This is a genomic window from Micromonospora sp. WMMD1082 (assembly GCF_029626175.1).
In the GTDB taxonomy this organism is placed as follows: domain Bacteria; phylum Actinomycetota; class Actinomycetes; order Mycobacteriales; family Micromonosporaceae; genus Micromonospora.
Genome location: NZ_JARUBM010000002.1, coordinates 6,920,270 through 6,937,330, shown reverse-complemented (window position 1 = coordinate 6,937,330; position 17,061 = coordinate 6,920,270). Strand labels below are relative to the sequence as shown.

Sequence of the window (17,061 nt, the reverse complement as noted above, 5' to 3'; positions counted from 1 at the left end):
CGTTCCACATGCCGAAGATGAAGAGCCACACGGGGACGGGCAAGCGGGTCCGCGTGACCGGCAAGGGCAAGATCATGAAGCAGCAGGCCGGTCTGCGCCACAACCTGGAGAAGAAGCCCTCCACCCGTACCCGGCGGCTGACGGGCGTGGTCGAAGCGGCCAAGTCCGACGTCAAGCGCCTCAAGAAGCTGCTCGGCCGCTGACGCGCGCCACCTGAGCCCAAGAAGGAGTTGAGATGGCACGCGTCAAGCGGGCTGTGAACGCCCAGAAGAAGCGCCGTACCCTGCTGGAGACCGCGAGTGGATACCGCGGTCAGCGCTCCCGGCTGTACCGCAAGGCCAAGGAGCAGGTGCTGCACTCGATGCAGTACGCCTACCGGGACCGTCGCGACCGCAAGGGCGACTTCCGGCAGCTGTGGATCCAGCGGATCAACGCGGGCGCCCGCGCCAACGGGATGACCTACAACCGCCTGATCCAGGGCCTGCGTCTGGCCGGGATCGAGGTCGACCGCAAGATCCTGGCCGACCTGGCCGTCAACGACGCCGCCGCGTTCGCGGCGATCGTCGAGCTGGCCCGGGCCGCGGTGCAGGCCGAGGGCACCGGCGGCGCGCCGGCCCAGGCCGCCTGATCACCACACCGCGCAGCGAGGCGTCCCTCGACCCGAGGGGCGCCTCGCGCGTGTGGTGAGGACACCATGCCCTTCACACCGCGTACGCCCCGGGTGGTCGCCGCGCGCCGGCTCCAGCGGCGCCGCGAGCGCGACGCCACGGGCCGGTTCCTGGCCGAGGGGCCGCAGGCGGTCCGGGAGGCCCTGAGCCGACCCCGCACCGTGGTGGAGCTGTTCGGCACGCCCGCCGCCCTCGACCGGTACGCCGACCTGGCGGCAGCCGCCGCCCGCGACGACGTACCCGTCTCCGAGGTGACCGACGACGCCCTCGCGGCCCTCGCCGAGACCGTGTCCCCGCAGGGCCTGGTCGCCGTCTGCCGGCACCTCGACGTGCCGCTGGAGACGGCGCTGGCCCGCCGGCCGAGGCTGGTCGCGGTGCTCGCCGGCATCCGTGACCCGGGCAACGCCGGTACGGTGCTGCGCACCGCCGACGCGGCCGGTGCCACCGTGGTGGTCTTCGCCGGGGAGACGGTCGACCCGTACAACGGCAAGTGCGTCAGGTCGTCGGCGGGCAGCGTGTTCCACGTCGACGTGGTGCGCGAGCGCGACCCGGCCGCCGTGGTGGCCACCGCGCGGGCCGCCGGGCTGACCGTGCTCGCCGCCACCGGTCACGGCGCGGACGATCTGGACGAGCTGGCCGACGCCGGCCGGCTCGCGGCACCCACCGCCTGGCTGTTCGGCTCCGAGGCGCACGGCCTCCCGGGTGAGTTGGCCACCGCCGCCGACGCCCGTGTCCGGGTGCCGCTGCACGGGCGGGCCGAGAGCCTCAACCTGGCTGCGGCCGCGGCCGTCTGCCTGTACGCTTCAGCGAGAGCACAGCGCTGACCCCGGATCACGCGCACACGACGGAGGAGATGCGGCCCCGATGGTGAACGCGTCACGGCGTTCGTTTAGCCAGCCCGCCGGTGTCGGCGGGCGGCGGGTCTGACCTGCTCTCCACGCGACTCCCACCGGCGGGCTGCGGCACAGCCGCGCGTCCGTAGACTCACTTCGCCGCCCGTGAGGGCCGGCGCCGTCGTGAGGGAGTGCCCGTACGTCATGAGTTACCGCAACGATCCGTACGACCCGAAGCAGGTCGCCCTGCTCGACCCGGCCGCCCTGGCCGAGGCCGTGACCGAGGCCGGCAAGGCATTCGCCGCCGCCGGTGACCCGGACGCGCTGGCCGCGGCACGCCCGGCGCACCTCGGTGACCGGGCCCCGGTCGCGCTGGCCCGCCGGGAGATCGGCGCGCTGCCGCCGGCCGCGAAGGCCGACGCCGGCAAGCGGGTCAACGAGGCCCGCCGCGCCATCGAGCAGGCGTACGCGGCCCGAGCCGAGGTGCTGGAGCGGGAGCAGGCGCAGCGGGTCCTGGTCGCCGAACGCGTCGACGTGACGCTGCCCTACGATCGCCGCCCGCGTGGTGCCCGGCACCCGATCACGGTGCTGATGGAGCAGATCAGCGACCTGTTCGTCGGCATGGGCTACGAGGTGGCCGAGGGGCCCGAGGTCGAGCTGGAGTGGGCCAACTTCGACGCGTTGAACATCCCCGCCGACCATCCGGCGCGGGGTCTGATGGACACCTTCCACATCGCACCCGCCGAGGAGTCGGGCCTGGTGCTGCGTACCCACACCTCGCCGGTGCAGGCGCGCACCATGCTGACCCGCCAGCCGCCGATCTACGTGGTCGTACCGGGGCGGGTCTACCGCACCGATGAGTTGGACGCCACCCACTCCCCGGTCTTCTACCAGGTCGAGGGCCTGGTGGTGGACAAGGGAATCACGATGGCCCACCTGCGCGGCACGCTGGACCACTTCGCCCGGGCGATCTTCGGCGAGGGCGCGAAGACCCGCTTCCGGCCGCACTACTTCCCGTTCACCGAGCCGTCGGCCGAGTTCGACGTGTGGTTCCCGGAGCACCGCAAGGGCCCACAGTGGGTCGAGTGGGGCGGCTGCGGCATGGTGAACCCGCGGGTGCTGCGGGCCTGCGGCATCGACCCGGAGGTCTACTCCGGGTTCGCCTTCGGCATGGGCATCGACCGCACCGTCATGTTCCGGCACGGGGTGGGCGACATGCGGGATCTGGTCGAGGGCGACGTCCGGTTCACCCGGGCGTTCGGCCACGGGGCGTAGTGCGGACGCGAGTTACGGAGACGGTGGTTACGAGTCATGCGAGTTTCTGTCAGTTGGCTGCGGGAGTACGTCGACATCCCGGACCTGCCCGTCGGTGAGCTGGAGCGGGCCCTGGTCGACCTCGGCATCGAGGTCGAGTCCATCGTGGACCTGTCGGCGACGGTCACCGGGCAGCTGGTGGTCGGCGAGGTCCTGGAGATCGAGGAGCTGACCGGCTTCAAGAAGCCGATCCGGTTCTGCCGGGTGGACGTCGGCGCCGCCAACGGCACCGGCGAGCCGCAGGAGATCGTCTGCGGGGCGCGCAACTTCGCACCGGGCGACCGGGTCGTGGTGATCCTGCCCGGCGGCGTGCTGCCGGGCGGCTTCGCCATCGGCGCCCGCAAGACGTACGGGCGCAACTCCAACGGCATGATCTGCTCCGCCAAGGAGCTGGGCCTGGGCGACGACCACTCCGGCATCCTCGTGCTGGCCGAGCACGTCCCGGCCAAGCCCGGCGACGACGCGCGGCCGGTGGTCGGGCTCAACGACATCGTGGTGGAGGTGGAAATCACCCCGGACCGGGGCTACCAGATGTCGCTGCGCGGGCTCGCCCGCGAGCTGGCGCACGCCCTCGGCGTCGACTACTCGGACCGGGGTCGGATGCCGGCGACGGCCGGTACGGCCGAACCGGCGTACCCGGTCGAGGTGCGCGACCCGGTCGGCTGCGACCGGTTCGCCGCCCGGATGGTGCGGGGCATCGATCCGGCGGCGCCGACGCCGGACTGGATGCGGCAGCGGCTGACGATCGCCGGCATCCGCAGCATCTCGCTGCCGGTCGACATCACCAACTACGTGATGCTCGAACTCGGGCAGCCGATGCACGCCTTCGACGCCGACCGGATCGCCGGGCCGCTGGTGGTGCGCCGGGCGGTACCGGGGGAGAAGCTGACCACCCTCGACGGGGTGACCCGCGCGCTCGCGCCGGAGGACATGGTCATCTGCGACGCCGGGCTGCCGAATCCCCTCGCCGGCCCCGGCGACGGCGTGCCGATCTCGCTCGCCGCCGTGATGGGCGGCGAGACCAGCGAGGTGGTGCCGGGCACCGTCAACGTGCTCTTCGAGGCCGCGCACTGGGATCCGGCGATGGTCGGGCGTACCGCACGCCGGCACAAGCTGTTCAGCGAGGCGGCGAAGCGCTGGGAGCGCGGGGTGGATCCGGCGCTGCCGCTGGTCGCCCTGGACCGGGCGGTCGCGCTGCTCACCGGGCACGCGGGCGGCACCGCCGGTGTCGAGGTGCTGGACATCGACCACGTCCGGCCGCGTACCCCGGTCACGTTGCCGGTCGACCTGCCCAGCCGGCGGGTCGGGGTGGAGTATCCGCCGGCCCGGGTGGTCGCCCTGCTGGAACGGGTCGGCTGCACGGTGGCGCGGGGCGCCGACCGGCTCGCCGAGGATCCGGGTGAGGTGGGCATCGCCGCCGCCGGTGGCGAGGTGCTCAGCGTGACCCCGCCGACCTGGCGGCCCGACCTGATCGACCCGGCCGACCTGGTCGAGGAGGTGGTCCGCCTCGACGGGTACGAGAAGGTGCCCTCGGTACTGCCGACCGCCCCGCCCGGTCGGGGCCTGACCTGGCAGCAGCGACGCCACCGGGCGGTGTCCCGGTCGCTGGCCGAGCGGGGCCACGTCGAGGTGCTCGCGCACCCGTTCGTCGCCGCCGATCTCGCCGACCAGCTCGGCCTGCCCGCCGACGATCCGCGTCGCCGGGCGGTGCGGCTGGCCAATCCGCTGTCGGACGAGGAGCCGCTGCTGCGCACCACGCTGCTCGGCCCGCTGCTCGGCATCGTCCGGCGCAACCTGGGCCGGGGCCTGCGTGATCTCGCCCTCTACGAGATCGGCACGGTCTTCCACCCGCAACCGGGCGCGGGCCGCCCGCCGGCGATGGGTGTCGACCGGCGGCCCACCGACGCGGAGTTCGCCGCCGCCGACGCGGTCGTCCCGCACCAGCCCCGGCACGTCGCCGTCGTGCTGGCCGGCGACATCGAGCCGGCCGGATGGTGGGGCGCCGGCCGGCCGGCCGGTTGGGCCGACGCGGTCGAGGCGGGGCGTGCGGTCCTCGCCGCCGCCGGGGTGCCCGAGCGGCGGGTCGAGGTGCGGGCCGGCGAGTACGCCCCCTGGCACCCGGGCCGCTGCGCCGAGCTGCTGGTCGACGGGACGGTCGTCGGGCACGCCGGCGAGCTGCACCCGACGGTCGTGGCGACGCTGGAGCTGCCGAGGCGTACCTGCGCCATGGAGCTGGATCTGGACGCGTTGCCGGAGCCCCCGGTGGCGCCCGCGCCCACCGTCTCGGGCTATCCGCCGGCACTGATCGACGTGGCGCTGGTGGTGGACGAGCAGGTTCCCGCCGAGGCGGTCCGGCAGGCCCTCGCCGAGGGCGCCGGTGAGCTGCTGGAGTCGGTACGCCTGTTCGACGTGTACGCCTCGGAGCAGCTGGGAGCCGGGCGCAAGTCGTTGGCGTACAAGCTCACCTTCCGGGCGCCGGAGCGCACCCTGACCGTGGAGGAGGCGGTGGCGGCCCGGGACGCCGCCGTGGCCCGCGCCGCCGCACGCTTCGGCGCCACCCTCCGCGGCGCCTGACGTGCAAGGGGCCCCGTCCGCACGCCTCGGGTAGCGGAAGGGGCCCCCGCACCGATCTCACGTCAGATCCAGCCGCGCTGCGTCGCCTCGGCGCCGGCCTGGAAGCGGCTCTCCGCGTCGAGGCGCTTCATGAGGTCTGCCACGACGCGGCGTACGGTGCGCTCGGAGAGCCCGAGTTGGCGGCCGATCGCCTCGTCGGTGCGCCCTCTGCGCAGCAGCCGCAGGATGGCGGATTCCTGGTGGGTCAGCCCGTGGCTGTCACCGGCCGACCGTCGGGCGAGGGGGGTGCTCTTCTCCCACGTCATGTCGAACAGCAGGCGCAGGGCGGAGACCAGCCGGCCGCTGCGGATCTCCAGCGCCCCGCGCCCGGATCTCGGCTCGATCGGGATGAGCGCGAACCGTCGGTCGATGAGCGTCATGCGCAGCGGAGCCTCCGGCGTGATCCGGCTCTGTTCACCGTGCTTGGCCATCCGCTCCGCGTACGCCAGGGAGGCGGCGTCGTCGAGAATGCTCTCCTGGTAGATGTGCCGAATTGCTACGCCCCGGGACAGGGCGATCCGGCTCAACTGGTTGCCGGTCTCGATGGCCGCCGCGGTCATCGCTTTCCCGGTGGTCAGGGTCAGGCAGCTCTCGGACGCGGTGTGGGCGTGTTCGGCGAGGCGGTTGCGTACCGCGTCGTGGCCCTCCAGCCGCACGATCTCGTCGCGTTCCCGATCCGGGCCGTTGGTGACGCGGGCCAGGACCGAGGCGCGCGCCGCCTGGATCTTCGCCTGGTGGGCGATCGCCTGCTGCTCGGCCTGGTCCAGCAGGGCGAGCAGACCGACCTGTGGGCTCACGGCGCGCATGGTGCCGGGCCGGCTGCTGGACGGCAGGATGAGCGCGCGGTCGGCGAGCGTGGACAGCGCGTCGCGCACGACCGTCTCGGGTACGCCGAGGCGCGTGGCGAGCTGGCCGGCATCCCACTCCGGGTGATCCACCATCGCCCAGTACACGGCTTCGGCCGTTGCTGAGACTCCGAGCCGTTGGAGCAATGTCCCCTCCATGTTGATCTCCAACGATCACGATAGTTGACTTCCCGTTTATCGCAAGGACTCAATATGTGCCGTTCACCGGCTCGACATCTGAGGCATACGATCGCGCCGTTTCGCAATTATTAACGTACGACAATCAATTCCGGGGTGCGGCGTATTTCGCGGTGTTCACCGCACTTTCCGGGAAATGCGGTTGTTTGACCGATCTATCGGCTTCACGGGCGTGCGCGGAAACGGGGCAATGCCGGATGGATGCGCTCCACCTGGCGTTGGCGGAACCGGCCATGGCCGGTTCCGCCAGCGTCGAACGGGATGACGTGCGGGCGGCCGGAGTGCACTGTCGTCCCGACAGGCGCGTTGCGGGAGGCGACATGCGAGGGAGGTGCCATGTGCGCGGTGGTGACCTTTCGCCATCAACCCAGCACTCTGCGTGGTCGTGGCGTCGGTGAATCTTTCGGCCTCCCCTTGAGGTCCGACGGGCCGTGAGGTCGGCGGTGTTCCGGGTGCTCGGCCCGCTGACGCTCAGCAGCGGCGGGGAAACGCTGGTCCTGCCGCCGTCGAAGGTGACCTCGCTGCTGGCGGCGCTGCTGCTGCACCCCGACGAGGTGGTGTCGGTCGCCACGCTGCAACAGACGATCTGGGGCGACGAGCGGCCGGCCTCGGCCAAGGCCGCGCTCCAGACGTGCACGCTGCGGCTCCGGCAGATGTTCAGTCGCCACGGCATCACCGGCAGCGTGATCAAGACCGCCCCCGGGGGCTACCGCATCACCGCCACCCCCGACACCGTCGACCTGATGCGTTTCCGCGAGCTGGCCCGCCGGGCCCGGGACGAATCGGACCCCGAGACGGAACTGTCCACGTGGGAGGAGGCGCTCGCGCTGTGGAGCGACCCGATGCTGGCCAACGTGCCGTCGGAGTCGCTGCACCGGGACCTGGTGCCCCGCATCAGCGAGGAACGCGTCCGGGTGATCGAACGGGTCTGTGACCTGAAGGTCGGCCTGGGACGCGACCGCTCGGCACTGGTGGACCTGTGGACCGCGACCCGCGCCTACCCGGCCAACGAACGCTTCTCGGAGCAACTCGTCGAGGTGCTCTACCGGACCGGCCGGCAGGCGGACGCGTTGGCGGAACTGCGCAGGATCAGGGTCCGCCTCGGCACCGAACTCGGTGTCGCCCCCGGCCCGGCGCTGCGCGGGCTGGAGCTGGCGATCCTGCGGGGCGAACCACCGGCACCGCCCACCCTGGCCGGCCCGGTGACGCGGCCCGCTCCCCGCCTCGTCCACACCACGGTCGCGCCCGGCTTCGTCGGCCGGGCCGCGCTCGGCCGCACCATCGCCGACCGGCTCCGCGCGGGCTGCCGGATCGTGGTGCTCAGCGGCCCGCCCGGCGTCGGCAAGAGCGCGCTCGCGCGACACGTCGCGCACCTCGTCGCCGACGATTTCCCCGGCGGTCAACCGCCGCTGGAGAACGGATCCGCTGCCGGACCGCTGCCGCCACCCGACGGTACCGAGCGGCAGCTGCCCGCCGCGCCCGGTCACGGCGACGACGCCCGTAACGGCCGGCGGCTGCTGCTGGTCGACGACGTCGTCGACGTCACGCAGGCGTGCGCGCTGCTGGACCTGGTGGCGCCCGGCGACGTGCTGCTCCTGACGAGCCGGCAGAGCCTGTCCGGTCTGGTCGCCCGACTCGGTGGTTGGCTGCACCGGGTCGAACCGCTCGACCCCACCGACTCCCTCGACGTGCTCGGCGCCGTGCTGGGGCCCGAACGGATGAGCGCGGAGCCCCAGGCCGCCGCGGACCTCGCCGCGCTCTGCGAGCACCTGCCACTGGCACTGCGCATCGCCGCCACCCGCGTGCTCCTGCGCGCCCGGATGACGCTCGCGGAGGCGGTCGAGTGGCTGCGCGCGGACCCACTGGGCCGGCTGAGCCTGCCCGGCGATCCGGACATGTCGCTCGGCTCCCGCTTCGACGACGCCCTGTCCCGGACCTCGGTGGCGCTCGCCGGGGCGTTCGTCCGCCTCGCCACCGCGGCACCCGCCCCGATCACCGTGCAGCGGGCCGCGGAACTGCTCGACATCGCACCGGCCACGGCCCGCGAACTCCTCGACGAACTTGTCGACCACAGCCTCGTGGAAGAGGCCGGGGACCGCTACTGGATCCGGGACCTGCTGCGGCTGCACGCGCGGGTTGTCGCCGACCGGTACGCGCACCCACCAGGTCCGCCACCAGCCCCGTACCGAGCGAAGGGATCCCTGCGATGAGCACTGCCTACGAGACGGTGGCGCAGACCCGGCCGCGGATGCGCCACGACGTGTTGTTCACCCGCACCGAGGACGGAGTGCTGTTCCACAACGCCAACAGCGGCTTCCGTCTCTCCTCCACCACCGCCTACCGGCTGGCGTCGCTGCTCGTCCCGCATCTGAACGGCCGCCACACGGTCGCCGACATCTGCGCCCGGCTGCCCGCCGGGCAGCGCAGCATGATCGGTGAGCTGGTGGGCGCGCTCTACGCGCGCGGGTTCGCCCGCGACATCCGGGACGAGGACGCAGACCCGTCGACGGTCCTCGGTCCGGCCGTGGCCGGGCACTTCGCCACCCAGATCGCCTACATCGGCCACTACACCGACCGGGCGACACAGCGGTTCGCCGCCTTCCGGGAGACCCGGGTCGCGGTCCTCGGCACGGGGCCCGTCGCCCGCGCGTGCGCCACCGGCCTGCTGCGCAACGGCGCCGCCACGGTGACCGTGTCGCCGGCGGTCGCGCCGGCACTGACCACGGAACTGGCCGAGCTGAGCGCGGCGGGCTGCGCCGCGACGGTCGCGCAGCTGTCCGACGCGGGTACGTCTGTCGGCTGGTCGGACCTGGACGCGGCGGATCTCGTCGTGGTGGCGGCCGGCGACGACGCACCCCGCGACACCCTGCGGCTGCTCACGGCGGGCATCCCGGCCGACCGGCTGCTCCTGCCGGCCTGGGTCGCGGGCGGCCGCATGCTGGTCGGCCCGGTGCAGGGCGAGGGCCGCCCGGGTTGCTGGTGCTGCGCGATGACGCGACTCGCCGCGAACGACGAGACCGGCGCCGCCGGAGAGGTCTGGCGGGCCGCGGCGCTACCGGCCGGTGCCACGTCGGCTGCCGCCCAGCCCGAGGGGCCGGTGGCGGCGATGGTCGGCAACCTGCTGGCGTACGAGGTCTTCCGGCTGACCACCGGGGCGCTGCCCGCCGAGACGGCGGGCAGCGTGATCGTGCAGCATCTCGCCTCGCTGGACGTGCTGACCGAGCCACTGCTGGGCGACCCGAGGTGCGTCTTCTGCCGCCCGCGCCCACCGGAGCCGTCCTGGGACGACATCGCGCTGGACGCCGCACCCGCCCGCACCGAGGACGCGGCGGACCCGTCCGCGCAGGCGCAGGCCGTGGTGGCGGAACTCGCCGGCCACCAGCCGTTGCTCCAGCCGCACCTGGGTGTGTTCCGCCGCTACGACGACGAGCGGTGGGACCAGACCCCGATCAAGGTCGGCACGGTCGAGTTCACCGACGGCGGCGGCCGGCGCCGGACCGTGAGCGCCTTCGACCTGCACCATGTCGCGGCCGCACGGCTGGCGGCGCTGCGCGCGGCGGCCGTGGTCGGCACCGGCCACGCCGCCGTCGGCAGGACCGTCCCCGACGACGCTCCCCGGCTCGACGCGGCCCGCCTCGGCCTCGCCTCGGGTTGGGGCGAGGACACCGTGGACGGCGGCTGGGCGGCGGCCCGTTCGCTGCTGACCGGCCGGGAGGTGGCGGTGCCGATGGCCGTGCTGGAGCCGTTCGGCCCGGCCAACCGTGGTCGTACGGCGGAGCCGACCTGCGCGGGCGGGGGAGCGGGCGGCGACCTCGCCGGAGCGGTCCGCGCCGGGCTGGCCACGGCTCTCGCCTACCACGCGCTACGGCAGGTCGTCGACGGCCGGGCCACCGCGCGGCAGGTCCGCCTCGACGCCCGGAGCACCCACCCCGAGCTGGTCTTCCTGATCAAGTCGGCGGCGAACCTCGCCGTCCCGGTGGAACTGCTCGACCTGGGCGGCCGGCCCGACACGCCGATGGCGGTGCTGCTGGCCCGCGCCTGGGACGCCGATCGCGGGCAGTGGTCGTACGCGCTGGGCGCCGATCCGGTGTGGACCGTCGCGGCCGTCGCGGCGCTGCGTGACCTGCTGGGCCAGGCCCAGCTCCGCGAACAGGGCGCGGTCCCGGATGTCGGCGACCCCGTGCTCGGCGACTTCGACGCCGGTACCGTGCCGGCGCACGGCGAGGTGGACGCCGCCACCGGCGTGGCCCACCGCTGGGTCGACGTGCTGCACCGGCTGCGCGAGCAGGGCCGCGACGTCCTCGTGGCGCCGGTCGGCGGCGCCGACCTGGCGGCGGGCGGTCTCGTCGTGGTCAAGGTGCTGCTGGCCGGCGGGGACGACCGGTGAACACCACCGCGCCGACGGCCACCGACCGGCTGGTCGGTGCCGGCCTGGCGGACCTGCTCGCGCGGCGGGGCTGCGACGCCGAGGTGATCGCCCTGGGGGTACGCGACGAGCTGACCGCCCCCGCCCGCCCGGCCGGTCCGCCCCGGGTGCTGCTGTACGGGCAGCTGGCGCTGCTCGGACCGGTGCCGCCGGCCGCGGCGTGCGTGACCTGCCTGGCCCGGCGGTGGCAGGCGGTGCGCCACCGTGACCTGCGGGACGCGGTCGAACTCGGCGGCCCGACCACCGCGACGGGGCCATGGCCGTACGCGACCGCGTTCGTCGCGGACTTCCTGCACGCGCTGATCGAGGCGCACCGCACGACCGTCGCGCCGGACGACGCCACCACGAGCACGGTCTTCCAGGTCGACCTGCACACGTTGCGGGTGCACCGGGTTCCGCTGGTGCCGGACCCGGAGTGCCCGGGGTGCGGCCAGGCCGTCACCGACGCGCCCGAACTCGCCCCGATCGAGCTGCGTGCCGTGCCCACGCGCGCGCCGGGCACGTTCCGGGAGAAGGACCTGGACGACTACCCGTTGGACGTCGAGGCCTTCGCCAACCCGGTCTGCGGTGCCCTCGGCGGCACCCTCTGGCAGGACATCACCTCGCTGTCGACCTCACCGGCGGTCGGCTCGTTCACCCTGCGCAGCGGCCGGTACCTGCGCGAGACCCTGTACGGCGGGCACGCCGACGGCTACCGGCGCAGCGCCCGCATCGCCGTGCTGGAAGGGCTCGAACGCGCCGCCGGCCTGCGCCCGAGGGGCCGGCGCACCGCGGTCACCGCGACCCTGCGCGAGCTGGGCGACGACGCCCTCGACCCGCGCGAGTGCGGGCTCTACCCCGACGAGTTCTATCGGGCCAACCCGTACGTGCACCGGTTCGATCCGGACCGGCCGATCACCTGGGTCTGGGGCTGGTCGCTGCGCGACCAGCGACCGCTGCTGGTGCCCGAGATCCTCGTCTTCTACCACGCGGCGAGCGTCGAGGAGCGCTTCGTCCAGGAGACGTCCAACGGGTGCGCCTCGGGCGGATCGCTGGTGGAGGCGGTCTACCACGGCCTGATGGAGGCGATCGAGCGGGACGCGTTCCTGCTCGCCTGGTACGGCGCCCGGTCCCTGCCGGAGATCGACCCGGCCAGCATCGAACGGCCCCGGACCCGCATGATGATCGACCGGCTGGCGATGTACGGCTACCGGGCCAGGTTCTTCGACGCCCGGACGACCTTCGACATCCCGGTGGTCACCGCGGTGGCCACCCGCGAGGACGGCGGCCTCGGCACGCTGGCGTTCGGCGGCGGCGCCAGCCTCGACCCGCAGGCCGCCATCACCGCGGCGCTGTGCGAGATCGCCACCGACTCGGTCATGGTCCGGGTGCGCGCGGGCGCCGACGAGGCCCGCCTGCGCCGCATGGTGACCGACTTCCACCAGGTGCAGGGCCTACACGACCACCCGCTGCTGTACGGCCTGCCCGAGATGGCCCACCACGCCGCGTTCCTGCTGGAGCGCGGCCCCGCACCGGCGCCGATGGCGCGGCTGTACGGGCCGCCCCGTCCCGCCCCGCCCGTCTCCGGCGATCTCCGCGACGACCTTGAGTACTGCCTCAAGGCGGTGACCGGGGAGGGCTTCGACGTGATCGTCGTCGACCAGACCACACCCGAACAGCGGGACCTGGGCCTGGCGACGGCCAGCGTCGTCGTGCCGGGGCTGCTGCCGATCGACTTCGGGTGGATGCGCCAGCGCGCCCCACACTCGCGGCGGCTCCGGACGGCGTTCCGCGCCGCCGGCCTGCTCGACCGCGACCTGCACGACGACGAGATCCACTCCGTTCCCCACCCGTTCCCGTGAGGTGCCGCCATGACGCCTGACATTTCCGGCTTCGCCCACCGCTACGCGACCGCGATCCTGCGTCGTGGCCGGGAGCCCATGCCGCCGGTCGACTTCACCCCGGACTGGGCCGACGCGCCCCGGCGCGGCAAGTACTACCCCGAGGCGACCGCCTTCCCGCTGCCGGCCCCGGCGGCGGTCACCGCCGACCTGGACACCGCGCTGCGCGGCCCCGGCGACGCCGACGAGCCGTTCACGCCGGAGCTGCTGGCCGGCATGCTGCACCACTCGTACGGGCTGCTCGGCCGCCGACTCGGCATCCAGGCCAACACCGACCTGGCCGCCCTGCCCTCGTACGCCCACGCCAACTGGTACCGCGGCACCGCGTCGGGTGGCGGCCTCTACCCGTGCAGCGTCTACTGGATCACGGGCCCCGGTGCCGGGGTCAGCCCCGGCGTCTACTACTACGCCCACGCCCGGCACGCCATGCAGCGGCTGTTGGCCGGCGACGTCACCGCCCGGGTGAACGCGGCGGTCGGTGCGCGGCACCCGGCCACCCAGTTCCTGGTCGTCGGGGTCAAGTACTGGCAGAACGCCTTCAAGTACAACAACTTCTCCTACCACGCCGTGTCGATGGACGTGGGCACGCTGGTGCAGACCTGGCGGCTGTGGGCCGGCGCCCAGGGCCGGCAGATCCGGCCGATCCTCTGGTTCGACCAGGCCGCGGTCGCCGACCTGCTCGGGCTCGCCCCGGACGACGAGGCGCTGTTCGCCGTCGTACCCCTGACCTCGGCCGTGGCCACCCCCGACGGCCCGCCGGTGCCGGCGACCGTGCGGGTCCGCCACGCCGACCGGGAACGGTCCCGCACGGTGCTCGGCTTCGACACCCTGCGGCGCATCCACCGCAGCACCGCCGCCGCCGTCGACCGGCCGCCCGTCGGTGCGCTGGCGGGGGCCGCCGCGCATCCGCCGTCGGGCGGGTTCCGCGTGCCGCTGCCGGCCGCGAGGGCGATGGAGATGCCCGTCAGCGACGCCCTCGCCGGGCGCCGCAGCAGCTTCGGCCGGTTCCTGGCCGGCCGGCCGATCCCGGCGGAGCAGCTCGCGGCGCTGCTGCGCGCCACCGCCGCCACCACGGTGCCCTGCGAGATCGACGGCGGCGACGACCGTCCGCTGGCGAAGGTCTACGCCTTCGTCAACCACGTCGCCGGGGTGCCGGCCGGGGGCTACGAGTACGACCCCGAGGGCCACGCGCTGATCCGCGTCACCGGCGACCCACCGGGGGAGTTCCTGCAACGCACCTACTTCCTGGCCAACTACAACCTGGAGCAGGCCGCGGCGGTGCTCGTCCCGACCGTACGCACCCACGCCGTGCTGGACGCCACCGGCGACCGGGGCTACAACCTGGTCAACGCCACCGTGGGGGCGATCGCCCAGACCTTCTACACCGCCGCCGCCGCGCTGCGGCTCGGCGCCGGGGTGGCGCTGGGCTTCGACAGCGTCTCGTACGTCGAGGAGCTGAAGCTCGCCGACACCGGCGAGTTCCCGCTGCTCATCATGCTCGCCGGCGACGAGCGCGGCCAGCTCGGCGACTACCGTTACGAGCTGCGGTGACGCCGGCAGTGCTGGCGCAGGGCGCGCCGCACGCGGCTCCGGCCGGCTGGCGGTCGGGGTCCTACCTCACCGCCCGGGTCGCCGGGCTGCCCCTGTCGACGGTCGACGCGCTGCGCTGCCCGCAGGCAGCCGCGTGGGCCGACTCCGTCCTCGCGCTGCACCGCCAGCTCGAAGCCGAGGGGGCGGAGCTGAGCCAGCTCCTCTACGACCTGGTCAACGACAACGAGGACGACGCCGCGCGACGGCGGTTGCTGGCGCTGCGGCGGCAGGTCTTCAACAACACCCTGCCCGCGTCCCCCGAGGCCGCGCTCGCCGCGGTCGAACGGGCCCGGCCGTCGGCCCGGCCCGCCGTGCAGCGCTGGCTGCGGCTGCGGGCGCGGCTCGCGCAGCTGCAGGACGACGGCGCCGCGGTGTTCGCCGCCGACGTCGCCCGGGCCCGCGCGCACCTGTGGCAACTGGCCGACGAACCACGCCTGCGCGGTGGGCTCCAGCTCGCCTCGCCGACCCTCGACGAGCAACTCGCCACGAGTGCCCGGCCGGAGCTGACCCGACCGGCGAACAAGCGGACCCGGCGCGTCGAGCGCTCGCTGCTGTCCTATCTCTACCGCACCGCGTGCAAGACCAGCCCGTTCAGCACCTTCACGGCGGTGGCCCTGGGTCGCTTCGACGAGGCCGCGCCGGGGCTGGGCCTCGCCGTGGGCGAGCACTGGCAGCGTCACGTCCGGCTCAACGTCGTGCTGGTGGCCCGGCTGGCCGACCTGATCAGCGCCGACCCCGGGCGGCGCGGTGACCTGTCGGTCGCGTTGAGCCCCGGCTGGCGCCAGGACGCCGACCGGGTCCGCTACGTGCGTCACTGGGTCACCGCCGGCGACGACAGCGCCGCGGTCAGCTTCGACGCGGTCCGGGACGGGCTGTTCTTCCTGCGCCGCAGCGGTGTCCTGGACGACCTCACCGCCCTGTTGCGGGAACGCGGCACGATCCGGTGCGCCGACCTGGTGGACCGGCTCTGCGCGGGGACCGGCGCCGCCCGAGCCGACGGCGAGGCGTACCTGTCGACCCTGCTGCGGCTGGGCATGCTCCGGCTGGTCGGCCTGGACACCGACGTGCACACCCCGGACCCGATGCGGGCGCTCGCCGCCACGGTGGGCCGGCTCGACCGGCCCTGGGCCCGGCGGCTCGCCGGCCAGCTCGACGAGATCACCGGGCTGGTCGACGCCTTCCCACACGGCGACCTCGGGCGGCGCCGGGAGCTGCTGCACCGGTTGCGGGCCGCGCTGCGGGCGACGATGGCGGCCCTGGGCGAGCAGTCCGTGGTCCTGCCGCAGACGCTGCTGTACGAGGACAGCCGGGTCGACGGCGAACCCCTCGCCGTGTCCGCCGGAGCCTGGCGGCGGCTGGTCGGCCCCGACCTCGCCGCGGTGGAACGGATCCTGCCCGCCTTCGACCAGAACCTGCCGCACCGGATCATGTTCCACGGCTTCTTCCTGGCCCGGTTCGGCGTGGGCGGTCGCTGCGACGACCTGCTGCGCCTGGTCGAGGACTTCCACGACGACCTCTACGACCAGTACTCCTCCTACACCGCGGGCCGCCGTCCGTTCGCCGACGACGGCACGTACACCCCGGAGGAGAACTGGCTGGGCCGACCCGAGATGACCGCGCTGGATGAGGCCCGGCAGACCTTCGCCGCGCGGCTGCGCGGGCTCGCCGACGCCGACCCGGGCCGGCCCGAGCTGCTGCTGCCGGCGGATCTGCTCGACGAACTGGCCGCCACGCTCGGCGACGTCAGCCCCGGCTTCCACCCGCAGGGGCACTTCGTGCAGCTGGCGATGCGGGAGCCCGACCCGCTGGTGGTCCTCAACCAGTCGTTCGGCGGGCTGTCGTTCCCGTTCAGCCGCTTCACCCACTGCTTCGACGGCGACACCCCGCCGCTCGCCGAACGGCTGCGCGCTCAGGCGAGCGAGATCACGCCGGCCGGTGCGGTGTTCGCGGAGCTGACCGGTGGATCCGCCACCACCAATCTGAACCTGCACGCCCGGCTCACCGACTACGTCATCGTCTGCCCGGGCGAGACGAGCAGTGTCCCGGCCGAGCGGCAGCTCACCCTCGACGACCTCTATCTCGTGCACGACCCGGCCACCGACCGGGTCGTGCTCCGCTCCACCCGTCTCGACCGGGAGGTGATCGCCGTCTACCTCGGCTACCTGGTGCCGATGGCGCTGCCGCAGATCCCCCGCACCCTGCTGCTGCTGTCCCCGGCGTCGATGGTGCGGCTCGACGTGTGGCGCGGTGTGCCCGCCGTGGCCGGCCCCGGCGGCGTCGCGGTACGGCCCCGGGTGCGCGCCGGCAGCGTCGTGCTCAGCCGCCGCAGCTGGTCGGCGCGGGTGGGCGACCTGCCGGCACCGGGCGATCCCGCGGTCGACCCGGCGGCCTTCCTCGACTGGCGCCGGTGGCGGGCCCGGCACGGCGTGCCGCGGCAGGTGTTCGCCACCGTCCACCCGGCCGCACCCGGCCGGCCGGCGGCCAACCCGAAGCCGCAGTACGTCGACTTCGACAGCCCGCTGTCGTTGCAGGCGCTGCGGGCCGCCCTCGACGGGCCGGACGACCGGATCGTGCTGCGGGAGATGCTGCCCGCCGCGGACGAGCTGGCGGCCCGGGGCGAGCGCGGTGACCACGTCTGCGAGCTGGCCGTCGAGACCTTCCGTACGGACCTCAGGGAGACCTCCCAATGACGTT

The 17,061-nt window shown here is 74.0% G+C and carries 11 protein-coding genes; 10 read left to right on the top strand and 1 reads right to left on the bottom strand.

What is annotated here, in order from left to right; genetic code table 11:
• Positions 1 to 8: 8 nt before the first annotated feature.
• From rpmI to pheT, 5 genes are all read left to right on the top strand, one after another.
• Entirely contained in the window at positions 9 to 203 is a 195-nt protein-coding gene (gene rpmI / locus O7615_RS31880; RefSeq protein ID WP_013732809.1) for a 50S ribosomal protein L35, read from the top strand.
• A 32-nt stretch (positions 204 to 235) separates the two neighbouring features.
• Entirely contained in the window at positions 236 to 628 is a 393-nt protein-coding gene (rplT, locus tag O7615_RS31875) for a 50S ribosomal protein L20 (protein WP_093404272.1), read from the top strand.
• Between the two features lie 66 nt (positions 629 to 694).
• A complete protein-coding gene (locus tag O7615_RS31870) occupies positions 695 to 1,492 on the top strand; it encodes an RNA methyltransferase (protein WP_278181497.1) in 798 nt (265 codons plus the stop codon).
• Between the two features lie 213 nt (positions 1,493 to 1,705).
• Entirely contained in the window at positions 1,706 to 2,776 is a 1,071-nt protein-coding gene (gene pheS, locus O7615_RS31865; protein ID WP_278181496.1) for a phenylalanine--tRNA ligase subunit alpha, read from the top strand.
• A gap of 36 nt (positions 2,777 to 2,812) precedes the next feature.
• Positions 2,813 to 5,389 (top strand): phenylalanine--tRNA ligase subunit beta, encoded by a 2,577-nt coding sequence (pheT, locus tag O7615_RS31860; RefSeq protein WP_278181495.1) that lies wholly within the window; start codon positions 2,813 to 2,815, stop codon positions 5,387 to 5,389.
• Between the two features lie 62 nt (positions 5,390 to 5,451).
• Here the strand turns inward: pheT and O7615_RS31855 are convergent, their stop codons facing one another.
• Entirely contained in the window at positions 5,452 to 6,432 is a 981-nt protein-coding gene (locus O7615_RS31855) for a LuxR C-terminal-related transcriptional regulator (protein ID WP_278181494.1), read from the bottom strand.
• Between the two features lie 482 nt (positions 6,433 to 6,914).
• Here O7615_RS31855 and O7615_RS31850 point away from each other — a divergent pair, with 482 nt between their 5' ends.
• From O7615_RS31850 to O7615_RS31830, 5 genes are read left to right on the top strand one after another with little or no spacing between them, the layout of a single operon-like run.
• Positions 6,915 to 8,681, top strand: coding sequence for a BTAD domain-containing putative transcriptional regulator (locus O7615_RS31850; protein WP_278182307.1), 1,767 nt, complete (start codon positions 6,915 to 6,917; stop codon positions 8,679 to 8,681).
• Complete coding sequence (locus tag O7615_RS31845) at positions 8,678 to 10,858, top strand: TOMM precursor leader peptide-binding protein (protein WP_278181493.1); 2,181 nt, start codon at positions 8,678 to 8,680, stop codon at positions 10,856 to 10,858. The genes O7615_RS31850 and O7615_RS31845 overlap by 4 nt, the downstream gene beginning before the upstream one ends.
• Positions 10,855 to 12,738 (top strand): TOMM precursor leader peptide-binding protein, encoded by a 1,884-nt coding sequence (locus O7615_RS31840; protein ID WP_278181492.1) that lies wholly within the window; start codon positions 10,855 to 10,857, stop codon positions 12,736 to 12,738. The genes O7615_RS31845 and O7615_RS31840 overlap by 4 nt, the downstream gene beginning before the upstream one ends.
• A 9-nt stretch (positions 12,739 to 12,747) precedes the next feature.
• A complete protein-coding gene (locus tag O7615_RS31835) occupies positions 12,748 to 14,328 on the top strand; it encodes a SagB family peptide dehydrogenase (protein WP_278181491.1) in 1,581 nt (526 codons plus the stop codon).
• Positions 14,325 to 17,057: a lantibiotic dehydratase gene (locus O7615_RS31830; protein WP_278181490.1), complete on the top strand. Its 2,733-nt coding sequence runs from the start codon at positions 14,325 to 14,327 to the stop codon at positions 17,055 to 17,057. Before O7615_RS31835 ends, O7615_RS31830 begins: the two co-directional genes overlap by 4 nt.
• Positions 17,058 to 17,061: the final 4 nt, after the last annotated feature.